Origin of the sequence: Polaromonas sp., assembly GCF_031411155.1 — a bacterium.
GTDB lineage: Bacteria > Pseudomonadota > Gammaproteobacteria > Burkholderiales > Burkholderiaceae_C > Polaromonas.
On sequence record NZ_JANOAL010000246.1, the window covers coordinates 1 to 21,583 of the forward strand.

At 62.3% G+C, this 21,583-nt stretch carries 22 protein-coding genes and 1 pseudogene; 11 read left to right on the plus strand and 12 right to left on the minus strand.

Annotation, left to right across the window (positions count from 1 at the left end):
* A pseudogene (locus RMO23_RS14885) lies at window positions 1-160 on the plus strand (ABC transporter ATP-binding protein); the annotation flags it as partial.
* On the opposite strand, the gene RMO23_RS14890 reads toward RMO23_RS14885, so the two are convergent.
* The 4 genes from RMO23_RS14890 to RMO23_RS14905 all read right to left on the minus strand — a co-directional run bounded on the left by RMO23_RS14890 (window position 157) and on the right by RMO23_RS14905 (window position 5,260).
* A complete protein-coding gene (locus tag RMO23_RS14890; protein WP_309683113.1) occupies window positions 157-1,290 on the minus strand; it encodes a 2-aminoethylphosphonate--pyruvate transaminase in 1,134 nt (377 codons plus the stop codon). The pseudogene RMO23_RS14885 and the gene RMO23_RS14890 overlap by 4 nt on opposite strands.
* 37 nt (window positions 1,291-1,327) lie before the next feature.
* Entirely contained in the window at window positions 1,328-3,052 is a 1,725-nt protein-coding gene (locus RMO23_RS14895) for a putative 2-aminoethylphosphonate ABC transporter permease subunit (protein WP_309683115.1), read from the minus strand.
* The gene (locus RMO23_RS14900) at window positions 3,049-4,182 is read right to left on the minus strand and encodes a putative 2-aminoethylphosphonate ABC transporter ATP-binding protein (protein WP_309683118.1); all 1,134 of its coding nucleotides are present in this window, start codon (window positions 4,180-4,182) and stop codon (window positions 3,049-3,051) included. The genes RMO23_RS14895 and RMO23_RS14900 overlap by 4 nt, the downstream gene beginning before the upstream one ends.
* A 70-nt stretch (window positions 4,183-4,252) precedes the next feature.
* Window positions 4,253-5,260 (minus strand): putative 2-aminoethylphosphonate ABC transporter substrate-binding protein, encoded by a 1,008-nt coding sequence (locus RMO23_RS14905; RefSeq protein ID WP_405041611.1) that lies wholly within the window; start codon window positions 5,258-5,260, stop codon window positions 4,253-4,255.
* A 269-nt stretch (window positions 5,261-5,529) separates the two neighbouring features.
* Here RMO23_RS14905 and RMO23_RS14910 point away from each other — a divergent pair, with 269 nt between their 5' ends.
* The 8 genes from RMO23_RS14910 (at window position 5,530) to RMO23_RS14945 (ending at window position 14,146) form a co-directional block, all read left to right on the plus strand.
* Window positions 5,530-6,261, plus strand: coding sequence for a phosphonate utilization associated transcriptional regulator (locus RMO23_RS14910; protein ID WP_309683123.1), 732 nt, complete (start codon window positions 5,530-5,532; stop codon window positions 6,259-6,261).
* Window positions 6,258-7,484: a phosphonoacetate hydrolase gene (gene phnA, locus RMO23_RS14915; protein WP_309683127.1), complete on the plus strand. Its 1,227-nt coding sequence runs from the start codon at window positions 6,258-6,260 to the stop codon at window positions 7,482-7,484. The genes RMO23_RS14910 and phnA overlap by 4 nt, the downstream gene beginning before the upstream one ends.
* 33 nt (window positions 7,485-7,517) lie before the next feature.
* Window positions 7,518-8,966: a phosphonoacetaldehyde dehydrogenase gene (gene phnY, locus RMO23_RS14920; protein ID WP_309683130.1), complete on the plus strand. Its 1,449-nt coding sequence runs from the start codon at window positions 7,518-7,520 to the stop codon at window positions 8,964-8,966.
* Between the two features lie 86 nt (window positions 8,967-9,052).
* Window positions 9,053-10,171, plus strand: coding sequence for an alanine dehydrogenase (ald, locus tag RMO23_RS14925; RefSeq protein ID WP_309683132.1), 1,119 nt, complete (start codon window positions 9,053-9,055; stop codon window positions 10,169-10,171).
* A 6-nt stretch (window positions 10,172-10,177) separates the two neighbouring features.
* A complete protein-coding gene (phnD, locus tag RMO23_RS14930; RefSeq protein ID WP_309683133.1) occupies window positions 10,178-11,197 on the plus strand; it encodes a phosphate/phosphite/phosphonate ABC transporter substrate-binding protein in 1,020 nt (339 codons plus the stop codon).
* 64 nt (window positions 11,198-11,261) lie between these two features.
* Window positions 11,262-11,831 carry a phosphonate degradation HD-domain oxygenase gene (locus RMO23_RS14935; protein ID WP_309683135.1) on the plus strand — a complete coding sequence of 190 codons (570 nt, stop codon included), beginning with the start codon at window positions 11,262-11,264 and terminating at the stop codon, window positions 11,829-11,831.
* Window positions 11,832-11,837: 6 nt separating this feature from the next.
* Window positions 11,838-13,226 (plus strand): FAD-dependent oxidoreductase, encoded by a 1,389-nt coding sequence (locus tag RMO23_RS14940; protein WP_309683137.1) that lies wholly within the window; start codon window positions 11,838-11,840, stop codon window positions 13,224-13,226.
* Window positions 13,227-13,327: 101 nt separating this feature from the next.
* On the plus strand, window positions 13,328-14,146 hold the full coding sequence (locus tag RMO23_RS14945; RefSeq protein ID WP_309683138.1) for an NUDIX domain-containing protein: 819 nt from the start codon (window positions 13,328-13,330) through the stop codon (window positions 14,144-14,146).
* A 256-nt stretch (window positions 14,147-14,402) separates the two neighbouring features.
* On the opposite strand, the gene RMO23_RS14950 is transcribed toward RMO23_RS14945, so the two are convergent.
* From RMO23_RS14950 to phnD (RMO23_RS14975), 6 genes are all read right to left on the minus strand, one after another.
* The gene (locus tag RMO23_RS14950; protein ID WP_309683156.1) at window positions 14,403-14,825 is read right to left on the minus strand and encodes a PhnD/SsuA/transferrin family substrate-binding protein; all 423 of its coding nucleotides are present in this window, start codon (window positions 14,823-14,825) and stop codon (window positions 14,403-14,405) included.
* A 112-nt stretch (window positions 14,826-14,937) separates the two neighbouring features.
* Complete coding sequence (gene psrA, locus RMO23_RS14955; protein WP_309683140.1) at window positions 14,938-16,041, minus strand: iron-containing alcohol dehydrogenase PsrA; 1,104 nt, start codon at window positions 16,039-16,041, stop codon at window positions 14,938-14,940.
* Window positions 16,042-16,051: 10 nt separating this feature from the next.
* Window positions 16,052-16,264 carry a hypothetical protein gene (locus RMO23_RS14960; protein ID WP_309683142.1) on the minus strand — a complete coding sequence of 71 codons (213 nt, stop codon included), beginning with the start codon at window positions 16,262-16,264 and terminating at the stop codon, window positions 16,052-16,054.
* Window positions 16,264-17,082: a phosphonate ABC transporter, permease protein PhnE gene (phnE, locus tag RMO23_RS14965; protein ID WP_309683144.1), complete on the minus strand. Its 819-nt coding sequence runs from the start codon at window positions 17,080-17,082 to the stop codon at window positions 16,264-16,266. The genes RMO23_RS14960 and phnE overlap by 1 nt, the downstream gene beginning before the upstream one ends.
* Complete coding sequence (gene phnC, locus RMO23_RS14970; protein ID WP_309683147.1) at window positions 17,079-17,894, minus strand: phosphonate ABC transporter ATP-binding protein; 816 nt, start codon at window positions 17,892-17,894, stop codon at window positions 17,079-17,081. Before phnC ends, phnE begins: the two co-directional genes overlap by 4 nt.
* Window positions 17,891-18,757 carry a phosphonate ABC transporter substrate-binding protein gene (gene phnD, locus RMO23_RS14975; RefSeq protein ID WP_405041612.1) on the minus strand — a complete coding sequence of 289 codons (867 nt, stop codon included), beginning with the start codon at window positions 18,755-18,757 and terminating at the stop codon, window positions 17,891-17,893. The genes phnC and phnD (RMO23_RS14975) overlap by 4 nt, the downstream gene beginning before the upstream one ends.
* 256 nt (window positions 18,758-19,013) lie before the next feature.
* On the opposite strand from phnD (RMO23_RS14975), the gene RMO23_RS14980 reads away from it, so the two are divergent.
* Entirely contained in the window at window positions 19,014-19,904 is an 891-nt protein-coding gene (locus tag RMO23_RS14980; RefSeq protein ID WP_309683151.1) for a LysR substrate-binding domain-containing protein, read from the plus strand.
* Window positions 19,905-20,013: 109 nt separating this feature from the next.
* Here RMO23_RS14980 and RMO23_RS14985 read toward each other — a convergent pair whose 3' ends face one another.
* A complete protein-coding gene (locus tag RMO23_RS14985) occupies window positions 20,014-20,868 on the minus strand; it encodes a LysR substrate-binding domain-containing protein (RefSeq protein WP_309683157.1) in 855 nt (284 codons plus the stop codon).
* Here RMO23_RS14985 and RMO23_RS14990 point away from each other — a divergent pair.
* A complete protein-coding gene (locus tag RMO23_RS14990) occupies window positions 20,867-21,283 on the plus strand; it encodes a PhnD/SsuA/transferrin family substrate-binding protein (RefSeq protein WP_405041610.1) in 417 nt (138 codons plus the stop codon). The genes RMO23_RS14985 and RMO23_RS14990 overlap by 2 nt on opposite strands.
* Here the strand turns inward: RMO23_RS14990 and RMO23_RS14995 are convergent.
* Window positions 21,280-21,583, minus strand: a 304-nt coding sequence (locus tag RMO23_RS14995; RefSeq protein WP_309683153.1) for a pyridoxal-phosphate dependent enzyme, incomplete at its 5' end; no start/stop codon positions are given. The two genes, RMO23_RS14990 and RMO23_RS14995, sit on opposite strands and share 4 nt — an antisense overlap.

Here is a 21,583-nt window from a genome sequence, read left to right on the forward strand (position 1 = left end):
CGGCAACCTCGACCCAAGCACGGCCGCCAGGGTGATGGACGCGCTGATTGCGCAGACGCGCGAACACGGCGCCTCGCTGGTGCTGGTCACCCATTCAGAAGCCGCCGCCGCACGGGCCGACCGCGTGCTGCACCTGAGCAGTACCGGCATTTCAGCCTAGACCTCGCTGCTTTCAGGTTCGCGCACTTTGATGCCCATGGCCTTGAGGGTGTCGGCGATGGCCGCCACGGCGCCCGGGATGCCGGCTTCGCCAAAGTGGCCCATGCAGCCGACGCGGAAGGTTTCCAGCTGCGTCAGCTTGCCCGGATACAGGATGTAGCCGCGCTTCTTGACTTCCTGGTAGAAAGTCTTGAAGTCGTACTTTGGATCGTCGGGCGCATGGAAGGTGACGATGATGGGGGCCTGCAGCGCCGGATCGAGGTAGGTGCGGAAACCCAGCGCCGCGAGCCCATCGATCAGTGCCTTGCAATTGCGTGCATAACGGCCGCCACGCGCGGCCAGGCCGCCTTCCTCGACATACTGCGTGATCGCCTCATCGAGCGCGGCGACTACGTGCGTCGGTGGCGTGAAGCGCCACTGCGTCGTCTTGCCCATGTACACCCACTGGTCATAGAGGTCCAGGCTCAGCGAATGGCAGTTGCCTTCGCATTTTTCCAGCGTGCTGCGCTTGGCGATCACGAAGCCCATGCCGGGAACGCCTTCGAGGCACTTGCCGGAAGCGGCGATGACGGCGTCAAAAGGCGTCTTGCGTGCATCGATTTCGAGGGCGCCAAAGGAACTCATGGCATCAACGATCAGGCCGCGGCCGTGTTTGGCGACGACCAGCGCGATCTCGTGCAGCGGGTTGAGTACGCCGGTGCCGGTTTCGCAGTGAACCAGTGCGACATGGGTGATGCTCGGGTCGGCGGCGAGTGCGCGCTCGACGTCGGCGGCCAGCACCTGCTTGTCTTCGGTGTAGTCGATGGTGCTCAGCTTGCGGCCCAGCACCTTGCAAATCCTGGCGAGGCGCTGGCAGTAGGCGCCGTTGTTGGGCACCAGCACATGGCCGTTGCGCGGGACCAGGGTGCCTATGGCCGCTTCGACCGAGAAAGTGCCGCTGCCCTGCAGTGGCACGCACTCGTGCGTGTCCTCGCCATGGACGATGCGCAGCACCTGCTGGCGAATGCGCGCGGTGATCTGGTTGAAGTCGGCATCCCATGAGCCCCAGTCGCGCAGCATCGCCGCCCGGGTGCGGTCGGAGGTGGTGAGGGGGCCGGGGGTGAGCAAAATGGGGTAAGAAGTCTGAGTCATGTTTTCTCCGGGTGATAAAGAAGTAGGTTGAAGCGATTTAGCTGCGGGCCAGATTGCGCCACGCCTGGGTGCGGGAGAGCAGGACGCGCGTCAGCAGCGAATAGACGATGCACACAAGTACCGAGGTGACGACGATCAGGCTGGCCAGGGCCGATGCCGGCCCGACGTCGCCGGCATCATCCAGATGCATGATGGCGACCGACGCGAGAATGGTGTTGGGCGTGTAAAGGAAGATCGCTGCGGATAGGCTGGCCATCGAGACGACAAAATAGTAGCGGCCGATATCGAGGAGCACCGGCAGGCAGACCGGCACCGTGACCCGAATGAAGGTCTTGAGGGCGGGTACCTTGAGCGAGGCCGATACCGCCTCGAACTCGTTGTCGATCTGCTTGAGCGCGGTCACGGCGGTGAGATGGCTGGAGGTGTAGTAATGAACAATCATCGACAGGATCAGGATCGCCATCGTCTGGTAGAGGAAGTTCAGCGGGTTGGCCGGATGGTTGAAAAACATCACATAGCCCAGCCCTAGCACCAGGCCCGGCACGGCCATTGACAAGACCGCCATCAGGTGCATCGCCGGCCGCAGCAGGCCCAGGTTGCGGGTTTTCTCGATCAGATAAGCCCCGACGAAAACGATCAGCGATCCACCCAGTGCGGTGCAGGTGGCCACGATCAGGCTGTTCGTGTAGGCGGCGGACATGTCGCTCTCGACCAGTGCGAAGTGGTAGTGCTTGAGCGTGAATGACAAGTCGTAAGGCCACAGCGTGATCAGCGAGGTATAGATCGCCATGCCGACGGTGGCCAGCAGCAGCGAGCACACGAGGGTGCAGAACAGCGTCAGCAAGGCGTCTGTCAGCCGGCGTGGCTTGGGGCTGAGCGGCACCGAGCGGGCCGTCAGTTGGGCCTTGACCTTGCGCCGCACGACGTAGTCGATGACGAAGGAGATGATGGAGGGAATCAGGAGCAGCAGGCCGACCACCGCACCCATTGAAAAGTTGTGCTGGCCGACCACCTGCTTGAAGACATCGACCGACAGCACGTTGAAGTTTCCGCCTATCACCTTTGGCGCGCCGAAGTCACTGATGACGTAGGTGAAGACCACCGTCGCGGCGCTGGCCAGCCCGTACTTGCACGAGGGCAGTGTGATCGTCATGAACTGGCGCGAAGCCCGCGTCCCGAGCGCGGTCGCCGCTTCATAAAGGCGGCCGTCGGCCAGCGAGAGCGCGGTGACGAGGATCATCAGCGCGTGCGGAAAGGTGTTGTAGACCTCGGCCAGTATGATCCCGGGCGCGCCATAGATGGAGGCGCCGCCCAGCAAAAACTTGAGCGCGCCCTGGTTGCCGAACCATTGCACGAAGGAGATGGCCGACAGCAGCGACGGTGCCAGCAGGGGGATGAGCGCGATCAGGCGGAAGGTGGCCTTGAGCGGCGTCGGTATGCAGCTGCGCGTCAGCGCATAGGCGAAGACGAAGGCCGTCGGTACCGAAATCAGGACCACCACCGTGGCCACCCAGATCGAGTTCCACGCCGCCCGCAGCAGGCTGGGGGTCTGGAAGTAGGTGATGAAGTGGGTCAGGCCGACGAAGTGGCCCTCCTTGTCTTCGACGGCATTGAGCAAGATGGTGCTCAGCGGCGCGATCAGGAACAGGAACAGCATCCCCATCACGACGAGCAGAATGGCCCGGGCGATGGTTTCGTCACGACTCCAGCGCATTCCGACGCGGCCAGTGCGCGCGGGAAGAGGGTGTGCCAGGGTGTTCATGCTTGAGCCGCCTTCGCAGAAAAGGCCCGAATGCGGTTGGCGCGCAGGGCGATGTCTAGGTAGTTGCCTTCGCGGATGTCCAGGTCGTGCAACTGGTTGAGCGAGAAGTTCAAGCCCAGGGTTTGACCGCCCAGGGCGTCGGCCTTCACCTCGGCGATGCACAAGCCACCGAGAAACTCGACCTTGGTCACGCGCACGCGCAAGCGGTTTGGCGTATCCGGCAGAAGATGCTCGGCCAGGCGGTCTTCCGGCCGCAGGTAGAGGTTCACCGCTTCGCCGGGCGCGAAACCCGTGTTGCAGGCGTCGCACTGGAGCTCCATCTCACCGACCCGGAAACGGTTGCCGCCCATGGCCTGCGCGCGCAGCACATTGACCTTGCCGACGACGTGGGCGACGAAGGGGGTGGCCGGCCGTTCGTAGATTTCCATGGGGGTGCCGACCTGTTCGATGACGCCCTGGTTCATGACGACAACGCGGTCGGCCATGGACAGGGCTTCTTCCTGATCGTGCGTGACCATGATGGTCGTGATGCCGACCTGCTTTTGCAGGCGGCGAATTTCGCCGCGCAGGCGAATGCGCTCCAGCGCGTCAAGCGCCGACAGCGGCTCATCGAGCAGCAGCAGGCCGGGCCGCGTCGCCAGGGCGCGGGCCAGCGCGATCCGCTGCTGTTGTCCGCCCGAGAGCTGGCTGGGGTATTTCTGGCCCGAGGTGGGCAGGCCGACGAGCTTGAGAAGCTCCTCGGTCCTGGCCTTGACTTCGGCTCTTTTGGCCTTGCTGTTGACCAGCCCATAGCCGACGTTGTCGGCAATCGTCAGGTTGGGAAAGAGGGCGTAGGACTGGAACACGATGCCGTAGTCGCGCTTGTCGGCCGGCAACCAGGAGATGTCCCGTCCATTTTGCAGGATCTGCCCCGAGGTCTGCGTCTCCAGGCCGGCAATGATGCGCAGCAAGGTCGTCTTGCCGCAGCCGGAAGGACCGAGAAAACAGAGCATCTCGCCCGGGTTGACGCGCAGGTGGACGTCGCGCAGGGCGCTGAAGGACTCGAAGTCCTTGCGTATGCCAATCACCTCAAGCGCGGCGCTGGCCTGCTGCGCTTTCTGGGCCATGAATTGTGTGGGGCTCATATCCATTTTTCGAACTCATCGTTGATGGACGCCGCCGTGGCGGCGTCCAGGGGTGAAATCAGGGATGCGACGGCGCCTATTTGGCTTCCGACTTGCCTTCGTAGCGCTTGCTCCACTCGGCCAGGATCCGCTCACGGTTTTTAGCGGCCCAGTTGATGTCGTTCTTTGCCAGCAGCTTCTCGTAGTTTTCCGGGATGCCTTCCAGTTTCTTGGCCACGCCGGGGTAGGCGACCACGGCCCACCAGGTGGCGGTGATCTGGTTGGATTCCTTGCTCGCCATCCAGTCGGCAAAGCGCTTGGCCTGTTCCATTTTCTTGCTGGTCTTCATGAGGCTGGTGGCCTCGATGTCCCAACCCAGGCCTTCCTTGGGAAAGACCAGTTCCACCGGCGCACCCGACTTCTGGACCTGGTGTGCGCGGAACTCAAACGAGATGCCGATGGGGAACTCCCCGGCGCCAGCCTGTTTGCAGGGCTTGGAGCCCGAATGCACGTATTGCGCGATGTTTTCGTGCAGCGCATCCATGTACTTCCAGCCCTCGGTTTCACCCCACATTTGCAACCAGGAGGACACGTCGAGATAGCCGGTGCCGCTGGACGCCGGGTGCGGCATGGTGATGGCGCCCTTGTAAATGGGTTTGGCCAGATCCTTCCAGCTCTCTGGCTTGGGCAGGCCGCGTTTTTTTGCTTCGACGGTGTTGAAGCAGATGGTCGCGGCCCAGACGTCCATTCCCACCCAGGCCGGCGGGCGCTTGGTGTCGGAGTACGCGGGGTTGAGTTCCTTGAAGCCCTTGGGCTCATAGGCCACCAGCATGCCCTCCTGCTCAAGCAGGGCCAGGCTGCTGGCCGCCAGGCCGGCGACCACGTCGGCCTGCGGATTAGCCTTTTCAGCGAGCAGCTTGGCCGTCACGATGCCGGTCGAATCGCGAACCCACTTCACTTCGATGTCTGGATTTGCCTTCTCAAAGCCGTCCTTGTACAGCTTCATGGCATCGGTTTCGAGCGCGGTGTAGACCAGCAGGGGCGTTTTTGGCTGCGCCAGTACGGCAGTGGCGGCAAGGCTCAATACCGCGGCGCTCAAGGCCATCACCAGTCGCTTTGGGTTGTGTCTCATGGTCATCTTTGTCTCCTGTAGTAATTGGGCGTGTCAATCAACGGAAGTTTGCGAATCTTCTGAGAACCAACACGATTTGGCTTCTCACTTCAGCCAGCTACTTGGCAGCGCTTTTCCGCAAGGGTGCGGGTGGCATTCTGAGCAAGCAACTTTGCTTCGGCGAATTAAATGTAGAACGTTAATTGAAGACTGTCAATAAAAAATTGTTGACAGTCTTCAATTATTGAATGAGAATACCCACCATGCAAACAAACAATTCCACTGCAGCCCTGGCCTTTCTTCAATCGAGCTCCTTGCCGATGTTGGTGCAGGAGGAAATCGAACGTCTCATCATGACGGGCGAGTTGGCCGTGGGTAGCCGGATCAACGAGAGCGAGCTGTCGCAGCGCTTCAACACCAGCCGCGGCCCTATCCGCGAGGCTTTGCGGGCACTTGAAGAGGCCGGCCTGGTGCGCAATGAGAAGAACCGGGGTGTCTTCGTCCGCGAAATCGGCTTCGAGGAAGCCGATGAGATCTACGAGCTGCGCGAAGCGCTGGAAGAAATCATCGGGCGGCGCGTGGCCCAGGCCATGAAGCCGGATGCGCTTGAGCGCCTCAAGGCCATGCTTGGGCCTATGAAATCGGCCGCTCAAGCCTCGGACCTCGAGCAATACGCGCAACTCAATCTTCAGTTCCACGAGATCCTGCTCGAGACCGCGGGCAGCCAGAAGCTGATCGAAACCTACAAGCGCCTGATCAAGGAGCTGCATCTGTTCAGGATGCGCGCGCTCGACAGCGGCGGCGGCCTGCGCGTCTCCGTTGATGAACACCGGGAAATCGTCGAGGCCATTGCCAGCGGCGACCCGGATCGTGCCGGCAGGGTAATGCGCCAGCATGTCGCGGGAAGTCGCGCACGCATGCACAAAGCGTTGGGCCGCCCGGACGCAGCGTTAAGCCCCCCAATTTTTCAACCACACCAAGGAAGCTCGAAATGACATCTCAGACCCTAGAAGTGAATGCCCGGAACTACCGCTGGATGAGTCGTCCCGTGGTCGTTGTTTGCGTGGACGGCTGCGAGCCGGCCTACCTCGACGCCGCGGTCGCCGCCGGCGTGGCGCCCTACCTGGCGCGCGTGATGAAGACCGGCGCCAACCTGCTGGCCGACTGCGTGGTGCCGTCGTTCACCAATCCCAACAACCTGTCGATCGTCACCGGCGCGCCGCCGGCGGTCCACGGCATCTGCGGCAACTACTTCTTCGACCGCGAGCTCGGCCAGGAAGTCATGATGAACGACCCCAAGTACCTGCGCGCCGGCACCGTGCTGGCGGCCTTCGCCGATGCGGGCGCCAAGGTGGCCGTGGTCACGGCCAAGGACAAGCTGCGCAAGCTGCTGGGCAACAAAATGAAGGGTATCTGCTTCTCGTCGGAAAAAGCCGAAGAGGCGACGATCGCGGAGAACGGTATCGATCATGTGGTCGAGTTGGTGGGCATGCCGGTGCCATCGGTGTACAGCGCCGAGCTGTCCGAGTTCGTCTTTGCGGCCGGCGTCAAGCTGATGGAGACACGCCGACCCGACCTGATGTACCTCTCGACCACCGACTATGTGCAGCACAAGGCCGCGCCGGGCAGCCCGGCCGCGAATGCCTTCTACGCCATGATGGACCGCTACCTGGCGCAGCTCGACGAACTCGGTGCCACCATCGTGCTCACCGCCGACCATGGGATGAACGACAAGCACGGCGCGGATGGCTCGCCCAACGTGATCTACCTGCAGGACGTGCTCGACAGCTGGTACGGTGCCGAGAAGGCACGGGTCATTCTGCCCATCACCGACCCCTACGTGGTGCACCATGGCGCACTCGGCTCTTTCGCCACGGTCTATGCGCCCGATGAAGCCACCGCAGCGCAGTGGATCGAAAGCATCAAGCAGGTGCCAGGCATGGAGTCTGTGTTGACGCGCGCCGAGGCCGCGGCACGCTTCGAACTGCCGCCCGACCGTATCGGTGACATCGTCGTCGTCGGTGATCGCAAAACGGTGATCGGCACCTCGGCCAGCCGCCATGACCTGTCCGCCCTGGAGGTGCCGCTGCGCTCGCATGGCGGCGTGTCCGAGCAGCGCGTCCCCCTCATCTGCAACCGTCCGGTCACCGGCATCGCCAGCGGCCGTCGGCTGCGCAATTTCGACGCTCTTGACCTGGCCCTGAACCACGCCCAATAGCCCCACCTCATAACCACAGCCCGGAGCATCATGATGAGTCAAACCCAGTTGAAACCCGCCGCCATCCACCACGAAGCGTTGCGCATCGCCGGGGAGCGGGTCTACCGCGACGAGGTGATAGAGGTTACCTACCCCTACACCGGCGAGGTGATCGCCACCGTACCCAAGGCCACGCTCGAAGACGTGCGGCGCGCCTACCGCATCGCCCGCGACTACAAGCCGACGCTGACGCGCTACGAGCGCTACAAGATTTTGATGCGCGCCGGCGAAATCATCGCGTCGCGGCTGGATGAAATCTCGCGCACCATCACGCTCGAATCCGGGCTGTGCCGCAAGGATTCGCTGTATGAGGTGGGCCGCGCCTCCGACGTGCTGCTGTTCGCGGCCAACCAGGCGCTGGTCGACGACGGTCAGGTGTTCTCCTGCGACCTCACGCACCACGGCAAGAGCCGCAAGGTCTACACCATGAAGGAGCCGCTGCTGGGCGCGATCACCGCCATCACGCCCTTTAACCATCCGCTGAACCAGGTGATCCACAAGGTGGCGCCGTCCATCGCCACCAACAACCGCATGGTGCTCAAGCCGAGCGAGAAGACGCCGCTGACGGCCTTTATCCTGGCCGACATCCTGTACGAAGCGGGCCTGCCGCCGCAGATGCTGTCGGTGATCACCGGCGACCCGCGCGAGATCGCCGACGAGATGCTCACCAGCCCCGACGTCGACCTGGTGACCTTCACCGGCGGCGTGGCGATCGGCAAGTACATCGCCGGCAAGGCCGCTTACAAGCGCCAGATTCTCGAGCTCGGCGGCAACGACCCCATCATCGTGATGGAAGACGCCGATATCGAGGAAGCCGCCACGCTGGCGGCCGCCGGCTCCTACAAGAATTCCGGCCAGCGCTGCACCGCCATCAAGCGCATGCTGGTGCAGGAAAGCGTGGCCGACCGTTTCGTCGAGCTGCTGCTTGAGAAGACCCGCGCGCTGAAGTACGGCGACCCCATGGACACCAGCATGGACATGGGCACGGTGATCGACGAGGCTGCGGCGATTCAGTTCGAGGCGGTGGTCAACGAGGCCATTGTCGGCGGCGCCAAGCTGCTCTATGGCAATGTGCGCCGCGGCGCCCTGTATTCGCCCACGCTGCTAGACCACGTCGATCCCGAGATGACGGTGGCCAAGCAGGAAACCTTCGGCCCGGTATCACCGGTCATCCGCTTCAAGACGATCGAGGACGCGATCCGCATCTCCAACGGCACGGCCTACGGCCTGTCGTCGGCGGTCTGCACCAACCGCCTCGACTACATCACGCGCTTCATCCGCGAGCTCAACGTCGGCAGCGTCAACGTGCGCGAAGTGCCGGGCTACCGACTGGAGCTCACGCCCTTCGGCGGCATCAAGGATTCCGGCCTGGGCTACAAGGAAGGCGTGCTCGAGGCGATCAAGAGCTTTAGCAATTGCAAGACCTATTCCCTCCCCTGGTAAGGCATGGAGCGGGGCAGCCAGCGGGTCCCCCTAGTAGCTCTTGAAACTGTTTTACTTCGCCTTCAACCAAACAGGAGAAAAATGTGATGCTGATCGGAATCCCCAAGGAAATCAAGAACCATGAGTACCGCGTCGGCCTGACGCCCTCGTCGGTGCGCGAGCTGACGGCGGCGGGCCACCGCGTGATCGTGGAACGCAACGCCGGTGCCGGCATAGGCGCCAACGATGCCGAATACGAACAGGCGGGTGCCGGCATCGTGCAGGGCGCCGACGAAGTGTTCGCGCGTGCCGACATGATTGTCAAGGTCAAGGAGCCGCAAGCCCAGGAGCGCGCGCAGCTCAGGCCCGGCCAGTTGTTGTTCACCTACCTGCATCTGGCCCCCGATCCGCAGCAGTGCAGGGAACTGGTCGACAGCGGCGCCGTCTGCATCGCCTACGAGACCGTGACGCAGGCCGGCGGCGGCTTGCCGCTGTTGGCGCCGATGTCGGAAGTCGCGGGCCGCATGGCTATCCAGGCCGCGGCGCACAGCCTGGAGCGCGTCCATGGCGGGCGCGGCATTCTGCTGGGCGGCGTGCCCGGCGTGGCACCGGCAAAAATCGTGATTCTGGGCGCCGGCGTCGTCGGCTCCAATGCGGCGCAGATGGCGGTGGGAACGGGTGCCCAGGTGGTGGTGATCGACCGCAGCCTGGATGCGCTGCGCCGCATGGACCGGCTGCTGGGTGCGCGCATAACCACCCTGTTCTCGAACCGCGACAACATCGAGGAACAGGTGCTGTCGGCCGACGCGGTGATTGGCGGTGTGCTGATCCCGGGCGCCGCGGCACCGAAGCTGGTCACGCGTGCCATGCTGTCCGGCATGAAGCCGGGCTCGGTGGTGGTCGACGTCGCGATCGACCAGGGCGGTTGCTTTGAAACCTCACATGCCACCACCCACGCGGATCCGACCTATGTGGTCGACGGCGTCGTGCATTACTGCGTGGCCAACATGCCCGGCGGCGTGCCGCGCACCTCGACCTATGCGCTCAACAACGCCACCCTGCCCTATGTGCTGGCGCTGGCGAACAAGGGCTGGCAGCAGGCACTGAAGGACGACGCCCACCTGCGCAACGGCCTCAACGTCGCCGCCGGCAAGGTCACCTGCCTGGAAGTGGCCAACGACCTCCACTACCCCTACCACGACCCCCTGACCTTGTTGGCGACCTGAAAGCCCATGGACACCTTGACCCGCCGCACACCTGGCACCCGGTGCCCGGTGCTGGCCCTGTTGTGCCTGGGCTTGCTGGGGCCCCTGGCCGCCCGCGCCACCGACCGCGCCCCTCCCTTGAGCGTCGGCATGATCGCCGCCAGCACCGCGAAAAAGGTCATCGAGGACTGGAAGCCCTTCACCGATGCCCTGGCCCGGGAACTGCAAACACCGGTCAAGGTGCTGGCCTCGAAAAACTACGCCGATATTTCCAGCGCACTGAAGGACGGCAGCATTCAGGTCGCGTGGATCAACAACAAGCTGGCGATCGAACTGGTGGAAAGCGACCAGGCCGCCGTGTTCGCGCAAATGATGAGGCTGGACGGCTCGCGCGGCTACAAGTCGCTACTGTTCGCCCGCAAGGACGGCCCGATTCAGTCGCTGGCTGATGTCATAGGCCGTCCGGGCGTCTACAGCTTCGGCTCGGGCGACAAGAAGTCCACCTCCGGCTACCTGGTGCCCAACTACTATGTGTTCGCCAGGAACAAGATAGAGCCGCAAAAGCACTTCAAGCAAGTCAGCCACGCCAACCATCTGGATAATTTCCTCGCCGTGGCCGACGGCCGGGTGGACCTGGCCACGAACAACACCGAGGAGTTGCCCCGCTATCAGGCAGAGTTTCCAGAGAAGTTCGCGCGCGTCAGCGTGATCTGGGAGTCGCCACTGATTCCCAACGATCCGATCGTGTACCGCAAGGACCTGTCTGTCGCCATGCAGCAGCGCATCAAGAAATTCTTTACCGCATACGGTCGCACCGAGGCGGAAAAAACCACCTTGAAGCGTATCAATGGCCTGGGGAGTTTCCGCGCTTCGTCGAACTTCCAGCTGCGCCCCGTGGTGGACCTGGAGCTCTTTCAGGCGCTGACCAACGCTATGGCCGAAAACGCGAACTCACCCGAGAAGCTACAGGCTGTGATGAACGGCTTGACGAAGCGCGCGGCACGGCTGGATACGGTGCTCAACGCCACGCGCCTGGACAGCCCATGACCACCCCCTGCGTGCGCAACGCGATGAAGAATTTCACCAACAACTTTTCACTGACCTGCCCGCCATGAGCCTCAACATTCCAGACATCATCGGCCTGTTCCAGTCCAAGGGCCATGCCCAGTACGACGGCGAGCCCGTGACGCAACTCGGGCATGCGCTGCAGTCGGCCCACCTGGCCGAGCAGGCCGGTGCCGACAGCGCCTTGATCACGGCCTCGCTGTTGCATGATCTCGGTCACCTGTTGCACGACTTCGGCGGCACACCGACGCAGCAAGGCCTGGACGACCTGCATCAGTACCGCTGCCTGCCTTTCCTGAGGCCGCTGTTCGGCCCGGCAACTCTGGAGCCGATCCGGCTCCATGTGGATGCCAAACGCTATCTGTGCGTGCGCGAGCCTGGCTACCTTGAAGCGCTGTCGCCCGACTCACAGCGCAGCCTGGTCTTGCAGGGCGGCGTCTTTAGCAACGCGCAAATGCAGGACTTCGAGGCTCTGCCTCATGCCCGAGACGCCATCCGACTGCGGCGCTGGGACGACATCGCCAAGTGCGCTGACGCGGTAGTACCCGAGTTGGCGCACTTCATTCGTCACATAGAAATCAGCGCAGGCTTGCATTTGCGTTCAACAAAAGGGTAGATAAACATGCGTCCATTCTGGATCGAGCAAGCGCTTTTCAATGATGGCGATCTGGCGCCCGCCCTGCAGGGCGAGCAGTCCGCCGATGTCTGCATTGTCGGCGGCGGTTTTACCGGTTTATGGACCGCGATCCAGACCAAGCAGCAAAATCCGGCCCTGGACATTGCCATCATCGAAAGCGACCTCTGCGGCGCCGGTGCCAGTGGCCGCAATGGGGGTTGCCTGTTGACCTGGTCAGCCAAGTTTTTTACCTTGCGCAGACTTTTTGGCGAAGCCGAGGCGATCCGGCTGGTCAAGGCCTCGGAAGCGGTGGTTCAGCACATCGCGGACTTTTGTCGCGAGCAGGGCGTCGATGCCGAGCTGCGACATGATGGCACCCTGTATACCGCCACCTCGCAAGCCCAGATCGGGACGCTCGATCCGGTGATGCAGGGGCTGGAAGCGTGTGGTATCAAGTCGTATTACGACATGCCGCCACAAGAGGTGGCACGCCGCTCCGGTTCGGCCCGCAACCTGGCCGGCGTGTACTCGCCAATCGCCGCGACGGTGCATCCAGGCAAGCTGGTGCGAGGGCTGCGGCGCGTGGCGCTCAAGATGGGGATTCGCATTTACGAGCGCACCCCGATGCTGGACTTTAGCACCGACCACCCCGTCACCGTGCGCACGCCCTGCGGCTGCATCAAGGCGAAGAAACTGGTGCTGGCCATCAATGCCTGGATGGCCAGCACCTTCCCGCAGTTCGAGCGGACCATTGCCGTGGTGTCCAGCGACATGGTCATCACCGAGAAATGCCCGGACCTGCTGGAACAGATCGGCCTCACGGATGGCGTTTCGGTGCTCGACTCGCGCACCTTCGTCTATTACTACCGCAGCACGGTCGATGGACGGATCATGCTGGGCAAAGGGGGAAACACCTTTTCGTGGGGCGGCCGGATTGCGCCGGTCTTTGACCAGCGCTCGCCCTATGAGGCCGAACTGACGCGCGCGCTGCATTCCTTCTTCCCGGCGCTGCGCGAGACGCCGATCACGGCGAGCTGGAATGGCCCGTCGGACCGCTCGACCACCGGTTTTCCATTTTTTGGAAAATTGAACGGAGCTCCCCATATCTACTATGGCTTCGGCTATTCCGGCAATGGCGTCGGCCCCACCTATATGGGCGGACAGATACTGTCGTCCATGCTGCTGGGTCTGGACAACGAATGGACGCGCAGTCCCCTGACGCAAGGCCCTCTGGGGCACTTCCCGCCTGAGCCCATCCGCTACGTCGGCTCCATCATGGTGCGCAATGCCATTCGCCGTAAAGAGCGCGCCGAAGATGAGAACCGCCAGCCCTGGCGGGTTGACAAATTGCTCAGCAAGTTTGCGAACGCAGCCGGCAAAGCCGACAAGGCCTGACCATGAGTCTCCAACGCATCGGGGCTCAAGCCCGGGGCATGAATCTGTCACGTGACGCGTGAGGCCGCGCTGCTGTGCCCGGCGACGAATAAAGTCGACGCATGCGTAACAACCCGCTCAATCCACTCTGGCTCGCGCGGCTCCAGGCGTACGCCTGCCAGCCGCCGGTTCGGGATCGGGTGCCGCTTTATGTGGGCCCGGCCATGGTGGGCTCGGTGGAGCCGGATTTTCTGGATCAAGTCGTGTCAAGTGCCACGCGTCCCAGCCCAATGGAATTGCGCCGGGAGACCCATCGCGAGGGTGTTTGCTGGCGCTTGCTCGGCGAACCGACCGGGGCCATGGCCCTGCTCGCGAATGCGCTTCGCGACTCGGGGCTGGCTGGCGTGTGGCGCGATGAGCAACTGGGCGTGACCGACCTGCAAGGCCAACGGGTGGGTAGCATAGAACGGGCGGCCGTACGTCCATTGGGCATCACCACGCACGCGGTTCACCTCGTCGGGACATCCCCTGACGGCCGGATCTGGGTTCAGCAACGGGCGCTCAACAAGGCCAACGACCCCGGTTTGTGGGATACGCTGGTGGGCGGCATGGTTGCATCAGTTGATACAACGGAAACGGCGCTAAAGCGGGAAACCTGGGAAGAAGCCGGATTGCACCTGAGTGAACTGGACGCCGTGGCCCACCGGGGTCGCGTCACTGTATCCCGACCCAGTCCCGACGGACGCGGTGCGGGCTACCTGCAAGAGCATGTCGACTGGTTCACGGCGACTGTCCCAAGCTGTCTGAATCCTGTCAATCAGGATCGAGAAGTGGCACAGTTTGCCCTCTTGTCGCAAGATGAACTTGTGCTCTGGCTGGAGCAAGACTTGTTCACGGTCGAGGCGGCACTGGTCTTGATGGCTGCCTTGGGCTTGAACTGACTCCAGAGTGCGGAGGCGGCCCACTTCGGACGAGCGGAGTTAAACGCGTTCAACGGTGCGTGTGTACTTTCCTGCTGAAACACGTCCCGCAAGCGAGGTAGTAATCGGGGTTGTGTCGCGTTGACGGTCAAACAGCTTGCTCGTCTATGTTGGGTGCTTTGAACGAAAAGGCTTGAAACGCGGCGACCAACGGAATGCGCTTCCCAATCGACGTCATTCTGATGTGCATTCGCTGGTAAGCGGCCTATCCGTTGAGCTAGGTGCCGGGCTTGCCGAGTATGTCGGTGATCGACTGAATGACGCCGTCCTTGCGGGCAAGCAGCACCGACTTGTAGCCACTGCGCCCGTCCAGTCGGACCATCTGCGCGAACACCTGGGCTTGGTCCATGTCTACCGCGTCGATCGCGAGCCGATTGTTGAGCCAGGCGAGCTGAACCCGTCCATCGATCAACGCGCTGGCGATCTCGCTGTAATTCTTGGATGCGACCACCTTCACCGGCATGCGCAACTCGCGCGCCAGCCCATCGGCCAGCGGCTTCCAGCTTTGCAGCGTTTGCTCCACTGACGTCGGCGCAATGAGCCCGATCGTGAGAATGTTGTCGGCTGCGAGCGCGTAGGAGGGGCATGCAGTCACGGCCAGGGCCACACCTGCCAGTCGTGCCATGAAGCGTGCGAACATGGTCTTCACGCTCAAGGCATTTTGAAAGTCTTGCCATAGCAAAACGACTTCATGGCTTCCTGCACGCATTCCTTGTAGCCTACGCCCGAGTCCTTGATGCGCGAGTTGAGGGTTATGCTGCTATTTCCGAATTAGGGCTGCCAATGAAATTCTTACCGCGAGCGCCACCTTGGGCATGCAGCACCATTTTCTCGCCCTCTTCTTCGCTCACGCCATAGTCGGTGAAGCGGGTTTTCACGCCCAGCTTCTCGATGAAATCAGCGAGATAGCGCGTCGCGTCGGTCAACGGTACGCCCAATGCTTGCGTCAGCACGAGGTCGCGGTCGGCGCGGCGGCCAATGGCACGTTCAAGCACCATGGGCAGTGGGAAGGAGCAGGCAATGCCGTGCGGCAACCCGTAGCGCAGTGTCATTTCATACGAAATGGAGTGCGCCAGGGCAGTCTTGGTGTTAGAGAACGCCATGCCGGCCTTGAGCGCCGCCAACGCCATGCGGCCGCGTAGCGCCAGATTGTCGAGCTGCTGCATGAGCTGGGGTAGCACGTCCATCGTGTCGCGCACAGCAGCCACCGCGAAATTGTCGGAGATCGGGTTGGCATTGACGTTCCAGATCGATTCGAGCGCGTGCGAAAGCGCATCCAGCCCGCTTTGCAGCGTGACCGACGCGGGCAGTGACAGCATCAGCTCAGGATCGATCACGGCATAAGAAGGCCAGGTCTGCGGCAGGTGCAGCGAGTATTTCTTTTGCTGTTCACGGTCCCAGATGGTGGCCCAGGGCGTGACTTCACTGCCTGTGCCGGCCGTGGTGGGCACGGCGATTAGAGACTTGAAGCGGGTCGGGGCGAAGGCCTTCTCGCCGGCCAGTCCGGCCAGGAGGTCGTCGAACTTGCCGCTGTCATTGCCCACCATCAGCGCCTTGGCCGTGTCGATGGCGCTGCCGCCGCCGACGGCGATGATGACCTCTGTGTCCGGATGCTCACGCCAGAATTTCTCCCAGGTTCCGGTTAACTCGGTCACGTCGGGGTTGGGGCGCACCTGGTCGATCACGCAGCTCAGCTGTCCCTTCAAAATGCTCTCCAGGCGGGCCAGCAGTCCGATAGCACGGGCCTCAGGAAAGGTCACCAGCGCGACCTTGCGGCCCGCCAGCAGTTTTGGCAGAGACAACAGAGCCCCTGCCCCGTACACGCTTTGTACGGGGTTGAAGTAATTGGCAGTCATAAATGGCTCTCTAGGAAGTTGTTGCGGGGGGAGGCACCACGCAGTCGCCGATCAGCGAGCTGCCGCGTTCGAGCATCCGCTTCAGGAAAGGCGCTGCACCGGCCTGGATGGCCTGGGTGATGTAGTCGGGCTCACAGCCGTCGACACACACCACCACCACCGGCGCTTGGGGGCTGGCGTAAGCCCGTCCGTTGGCTCGCACGGGTTCGACTGAGGGGTTCATCAACGGGCTCCCTTCTGGATCGAGGCGCGCAGCCAAGTGGAGACGTAGTCGGCCAACATCACCATCACGATGATCACGAGGATGCAGGTCGCGGTGTCCTGGTACTGGAACAGCTTCATGCTGCCGACAAGTTCGAAGCCAATGCCGCCGGCGCCGACCATGCCGAGCACGGTGGCCTGGCGCAGGTTGGTCTCGAAGCGGTAGAGCAGGACCGCGATCCACGCCGTGATCACCTGTGGCAGTACGCCGAAGATGATGATCTGGATCGGCCCGGCGCCGGTCGAGCGCAGGGCCTCGATCGGTCCCTGGTCTATCTCTTCGATCGACTCGGAGAAGAACTTGCCCAACATGCCCGCACCATGCACGGCCAGGGCCAGCACGCCGGGAAAGGGGCCGAGGCCGACGGCCGCGACGAAGATCAGTGCCAGGATGATCTCGTTGATGCCGCGGGTCACGTTGAACACCTGGCGCGTGAAGTGGAACACCGCCATGTTGGGCGTCAGGTTGCGCGCCGCCAAGAAGCACACCGGCACCGCGAGCACGAACGCAAGCAGCGTGCCCCAGATGGCGATCTGCACCGTCTCGATCGCCGGCGTCACCAGCTTGTCGAGGAAGGCCCAGTTCGGCGGGAACATGCGGCCCAGGAAGTCACCGATCCAGGGTAGGCCCTTGTTGAGTTCGGTGAAACTGACCTGGCTGCCCTGGGCCGCCCACCAGAGCACGGCCACGATCGCCGCGCCGATGGCCGCACGCGGCAACCATCCGAAGTTGCCCGTCGGTCGTGCGACGAGCAGGGTGTAAGAACCGATATTCATCATGCCCCCTCGAGTGAAAAATCCTTGACCCGCACCAGCGGCTCTTCGTCGCGTCGCGGCGACAACGCCGACGCCTCGCCCTCTTCGAGCCCAGGGTAGATGCGTTGCAGCACGTCGTCGGTGAGCTGGTTCGGCCCGCCCTCGAACACGATGCGGCCGGCCGACACGCCGACGATGCGTTCGCCGAACTCGCGCGCATAGTCAATCTGGTGCAGGTTGCACACGACCGTGATGCCGAGCTCGCGGCTGGCCTGCTTCAGGTAGGTCAGCACGGTGCGCGAGGTTTTCGGGTCCAGGCTCGCCACCGGCTCGTCGGCGAGGATGACCTTGGGCCTCTGCGCCAGCGCGCGGGCAATGCCCACGCGCTGTTTCTGCCCGCCCGACAAGGTGTCGGTGCGCAGTTCGGCTTTTTCTTCAAGTTCGACCCGGCGCAGACACTCTTGCGCGATGGCGATGTCGGCACGCGGGAAGATCTGCAGCCATGACAGCACCGACGGCACGGCACCCAGGCGACCGGTCAGCACGTTCTTTCGCACCGACAGACGCGGCACCACGTTGTAGTGCTGGAAGATCATCGCGACCTTAAGGCGCAGCTTGCGCAGGCTGGCGGCATCGGAGGTGGCCAACTGGCCATCGACATGGATGTCGCCCTGCGTTGGCTCGGCAAGCCGGTTAATGCATCGCAGCAATGTCGACTTGCCGGCCCCCGAAGGCCCGAGCACGACGAGGAACTCGCCGGGAGCCACGTCGAGGTCGATGCCCTTCAGGGCCTCGAAATCGCCGTAGCGTTTGGTCAAACCGCGGATCTTGATCATTTCATCTTCCTCAGGTCGAGGTTGAGCGACTTGGCGGTCTCGCGGATCACGTCGTAGGCCGCGTCATTGGTCGGGTGGAAGCCGTTGAGCTCGCCCTGGTCCGACCAGGGGATGTTCTTCACCTCGAGAAAAGCGGCCTGGATGCGTTTCTTCAACGCGGGGTCGAGGTCCTTGCGCCAGACCATCGGCGACTCGGGGATCGGGTCGGACTTCCAGACCACCACCAGGTCTTCGCGCTTGGCCAGGCCCTTGGCGATGGCTGCGTCGAGGATGCGGTCGGCGATCGCCACGGCGTCGACCCGCTTGTTCTGGATCGCCACCGCGTTGGAGTCGTGCGAGCCCGAGAAAATCACGCGGCCGAAGTCCTTTTCGGTGTTGAAGCCGATCTTCATCAGGCCGGCCTTGGGGAACAAGTGGCCCGAGGTCGAGCTCGGGTCGACGAAGGCGAAGTTCTTGCCCTTCAGGTCGGCCACCGTCTTGATGCCGCTGTCCTTGTGGGCCACGATCAGGCTGTGGTAGAAGGTGCGCCCCGCCTTTTTCGTTTCGGCCACTGCGAAGGCCTCGATGGGGGCAATCGTCGCCCCCAGCACGTAGGAGAAGGGGCCCAGGTAAGCCACGTCGAGTCGCTTGGAGCGCAATGCTTCAATCACGCCGTTGTAGTCTGCCGCAACAAACGGCTTGACCGGCATGCCGAGCGACTTGGACAACATGTCCATCATGACCTGGCTGTTGGCAATCATGGCGCGGGAGTCCTCGGAGGGAATCAGGCCGACCGTGAGTACCTGCTGCTGGGCGCTAGCCGGGAACACGATTGCCGAGGCCGCCAATGCTGTGGCGTACGTTAGAACACTTCTTCGTTTCATCATGCTTGTCTCCTGTTGAGTTTGAGTCATATCAGTCGTCCTTTCATTTGCAGCAGGTCGCATTGGCCCGGCTGGGGTTTTCACGACTTGTTTGTCAGCGTGATGAAAAGACATTGATCCCGAACGGCCGGCAACTTCTGGGGCACCGTGTCGTTCTGGGTGCCAGTAAAGCATCTCCTTGATACATTGGTCCAATTCAAAAATTTTCTCTTTTCTATATACTCAATCTATAGTTTGATCATGCGAAGAAAGAGTCATGCGCCTGACACAATTGCGTTCCTTTTATGCCGTGGCCCGCATGGGCAGCTTCACGCGGGCCGCAGAGCACCTGCATGTGAGCCAACCCACGATCACGACCCAGGTCCGCTTCCTTGAGGAGAGCTATAACGTCGAGCTGTTTTATCGGCGGGGTCGACGGGTGCAGTTGACGGGAATGGGTGAGCAGTTGATGCAACTGGCGCAGCAGATATTTAGTCTGGAGGCCGATGCGGTGCACCTGCTCGGTGATGCGGGCGAACTGCGCTCAGGGCATCTCCGCGTGGCGGCCGTGGGGCCCTACCATGTGACGAAATTGCTGGTGGACTTCAATCAGCATTACCCGGGAATCAAGGTATCGGTGAGCACCGGAAACTCGCAGGATGTGCTGGATCGGCTGTTGGACTACCGGGCCGATGTGGGCGTGCTGGCCCAACTGGTGCACGATGACCGGTTTCTGTCAGTGCCGTTCAGCAAGCACCCGGTGGTCATCTGCACCTCGTCCACACACCGGTTTGCGCGGCGGCGCAGTATCCGCATGGCAGATCTTCAGGGGGAGCGCTTCATACTTCGGGAGCAGGGCTCCACCACCCGCAAGGCGATGGAACAGGCGCTGGACGAGGCCAGTATAAAACCGGAGGTCGTGATGGAGATCGGCAGCCGCGAAGTCATCCGGGAAGCGGTGGCCCAAGGGATTGGCATTGCAGCCGTGTCTCTGGTGGAGTATGTGCCTGGACCAGGTCTGCACATGGTGAAGATCAGCGATGCCGAAATTCACACCTATGCCCACGTTCTGTGCCTGGCTGAACGACGCGAGATGCGCATGGTGAGTGCTTTTTTTGACACCATCGTGCCCACGCCTGAAAGCAAAAAAGCCGCGGCGAGTCGATAAAAGTTGTTAGCGCCTTACCCCTGAGAGTGCGATGAGATGGCGAACTGCCTGTTCGATCCGAGCCTCGTTGTCGACGTACGTAAGGCCCAAGTAGCCGAAGCAAATCCAACTATTCGCCGCTTCCTCCCTTGAGTGCTACCGCAAACAAGGAACCGATCAATGGTCGTTCCTTGCGCACAGAAAGACAGCAGAGCGAATAACTGATCGACAACTGATCGTCCTGGACCACTACAGCGGCGAGCCCAGGCAAAGGAATGAATTCGATTTGGGTAACGAAGCCAACGCCCATCCCGCTGGCCACGGCGTGCAGTATGGCCTCGCGGCTGTTGATTACCATGATGCAGTTCAGACGCACGTTCTTCTGCTCGCACGCGCGCTCGACGCGATGCCGAGTTTTTGATCCGGGCTCCCGAAGAATGACCATTTCACCTTCGATGTCGCGAGTGGTGATCGAGGGGCGCTTCGTCCACGGATGATCCGCAGGTACCACGGCAATGATTCGCTCGCTCCGAAAGGGAACGCTATGCAAACCCTTGACCGGCGGCGGCTCGACCAAGATGCCGACATCAATATCGAAGTCCTGCAGTCCGCGCAGGGTTGATTCCTCCGATCCAATGGAAACCGTCAGTTCCAGCGACGCATGTGCACGCTTGAAGTTGCGCGCCAACTCCAGCGCAATAGGAGGAGACACCGCGCCGACGCGGATGAGTCCAGCTGTGAGCTTGTGCGCGCTTTGCAGGAACTGGATGGCTTCCTCCTCCTGGCCGAACAGGCCTTGGGTGATGCCATAGAGCCGCTCACCCGCCGCGGTCAGCCGGACGGTACGCCCGCCGCGAAGGAACAACTCCACGTTGAAGCGCGTTTCCAAGGCCTTGACCTGATCAGTTACTGTGGGTTGACCGATATGCAGATATGGCACGCACCGCGAAAACTTCCTCGCGGTGGCGGAAGGCCGGGCCGACATGGCTACCAGCAACACCGAAGACCTGCCGCGCTTCCAGGCCGAGCTGCCCGAGAAGTTTGCCCAGATCAGGGTCATCTGGGAATCGCCGCTGATCCCCAACGACCCGTTGGTCTACCGCAAGGACCTGCCGGCCGCCACGCAGCAACGCATCAGGAAGTTTTTCATCGCCTACGGCAAGACCGAGGCGGAAAAAGCCACGCTCAAAAGCATCAACGGGCTGTCCGGTTTCGTCGCCTCCTCCAACCACCAGCTGCGCCCCATTGTGGACCTGGAGCTGTTTGATGCACTGACCAAGGCCATGGCAAGCAGCAACGCAAACGGCACCGCCAGTTTCAACGGGGTGGTCGACCAACTGACCAAGCGCGCAGCCCGCTTGGACACTTTGCTGAACGCCTCGCGTTTTGACAACAACTAATCGACCATCAGCTCGCCAAAGCGGCCGAGGTCCACATTGCCGCCGCTGATGATCACTCCCACGCGCTGGCCCGCGATCGGCAAACCGGCCGCGCAGGCGGCGGCAAAACCCAGGCAGCCGGTCGGCTCCACAATCATCTTCATGCGTTCGGCAAAAAAACGCATGGCCTGCACCAGTTGCGCATCGCTGACGGTCAGGATGTCGTCCACGTCGCGCCGGATCACGCCGAAGGTGTAGTCGCCCAGATGCTGGGTTTGCGCGCCGTCGGCAATGGTCCTGGGAGTGGGAATGTTGACGATG